1 protein-coding gene and 1 pseudogene are annotated in these 1799 nt (G+C 64.5%); both read left to right on the top strand.

Features of this window, described 5'->3' with window-relative positions:
* Positions 1-1141 (top strand): potassium-transporting ATPase subunit KdpA (gene kdpA, locus J4E58_RS31720; protein ID WP_207255368.1); only part of this gene is annotated, 1141 nt, incomplete at its 5' end.
* Between the two features lie 10 nt (positions 1142-1151).
* Positions 1152-1799, top strand: a pseudogene (locus tag J4E58_RS31715) (potassium-transporting ATPase subunit B); the annotation flags it as partial.

Raw genomic sequence — 1799 nt, 5'->3', positions numbered from 1 at the left:
ATTGTTCCTGGTCTGGCAGGGCGTCCCGCAAACCTTCGCCCAGTATGTCCACGCTGTGACCCTGCAAGGTGTCGATCAGGTGATTCCATTGGGCCCGGCCGCCAGCCAGATCGCGATCAAGCAACTGGGCACCAACGGCGGGGGCTTCTTTGGCGTCAACTCGGCGCATCCGTTCGAGAACCCGACGGCCTGGAGCAACCTGTTCGAGGTGGCCTCGATCATCCTGATCCCGGTGGCCCTGGTGTTCACTTTCGGCCACTACGTCAAGGATCTGCGCCAGAGCCGGGCGATCATCGCCTGCATGCTGGCGCTGTTCCTGATCGGTGGCGCGACCTCGCTGTGGGCCGAGTACCAGCCCAACCCGACCCTGAACAACGTCGCGGTCGAGCAGACCGCACCGCTCGAGGGCAAGGAAGTGCGTTTCGGGACCACCGCCACCGTGCTCTGGTCGGTGACCACCACCGCGGCCTCCAACGGTTCGGTCAACGGCATGCATGACAGCCTCAGTCCGCTGAGCGGCATGGTCGCGCTGATCAACATGATGGTCGGCGAGGTGATCTTCGGCGGCGTCGGCGCGGGCCTCTACGGCATGCTGCTGAACGTGCTGATCGCGGTCTTCCTCGCCGGCCTGATGATCGGGCGCACCCCGGAATACCTGGGCAAGAAGCTGCAGGCCAAGGAAGTGCAGTTGCTGGTGGTGACGCTGATGGTGATGCCGGTCGGCGTGCTGGTACTAAGCGCCATCGCCGCGAGCCTGCCGGGGCCGGTGGCGGCGGTGAGCAACCCTGGTGCCCACGGTTTCAGCCAGTTGCTGTACGCCTACACCTCGGCCAGCGCCAACAACGGTTCGGCCTTCGCCGGCCTGGGCGCCAACACCCCGTTCCACAACCTGATGCTGGGCCTGGGCATGTTGATCGGCCGCTTCGGCTACATCCTGCCGGTGCTGGCCCTGGCTGGCAGCCTGGCGCTGAAAAAGACCGCGCCGGTCGGCCAGAACAGCTTCCCGACCCATGGTCCGCTGTTCGTCACGCTGCTGACCATGACCATTTTGCTGGTGGGCGGGCTGACCTTTTTGCCGACCCTGGCGCTGGGCCCGATTGCCGACCACTTGAGCTTGGCTGCCTTTGGAATGAAGGGCTGAGGACTTAATGATGAATATGCATGTTCCTGCCTCCAAGAAGGCTGTAACCGAAATGCCCGGCGCTAAAACCGCGGCCTCGAAACACACTGCTGCCGAACAACAGAAAACCTCGATCGCAGCCCTGTGGCGTCCGGCGCTGGTACAGGCCTTCGTCAAACTCGACCCACGCCAGTTGCAACGTTCGCCGGTGATGCTGGTGGTCGAGCTGACTGCGATCCTGACCACGGTACTGTGCCTTGTGCCGGATACCGCGGTGCCGACCTTCGTCGCCGCGCAGATCGCCCTCTGGCTGTGGTTCACCGTGCTGTTCGCCAACTTCGCCGAAGCCCTGGCCGAAGGCCGTGGCAAGGCCCGCGCCGACAGTCTCAAGGCTGGCAGCGAAGGCCTGAGTGCACGCCTGAAAAAGGCCAATGGCAGCTTCCAGGTGATCCCTGCCGCCAATCTGCGCAAAGGCGACGTGGTGCGGGTCGAGGCCGGCGAGATGATCCCCGGTGACGGCGAGGTCATCGAAGGCATTGCCGCGGTCAACGAAGCGGCGATCACCGGCGAGTCGGCACCGGTCATCCGCGAGTCTGGCGGCGATCGCTCGGCGGTGACCGGCAATACCCGCCTGGTGTCCGACTGGTTGCTGGTGCGTATTACCAGCAATCCGGGCGAG

This window comes from Pseudomonas sp. FW305-25 (assembly GCF_017351415.1).
Lineage (GTDB): Bacteria > Pseudomonadota > Gammaproteobacteria > Pseudomonadales > Pseudomonadaceae > Aquipseudomonas > Aquipseudomonas chlororaphis.
Note: the sequence above shows the minus strand (reverse complement) of the source record. Positions and strands in the feature narration are given on the sequence as shown.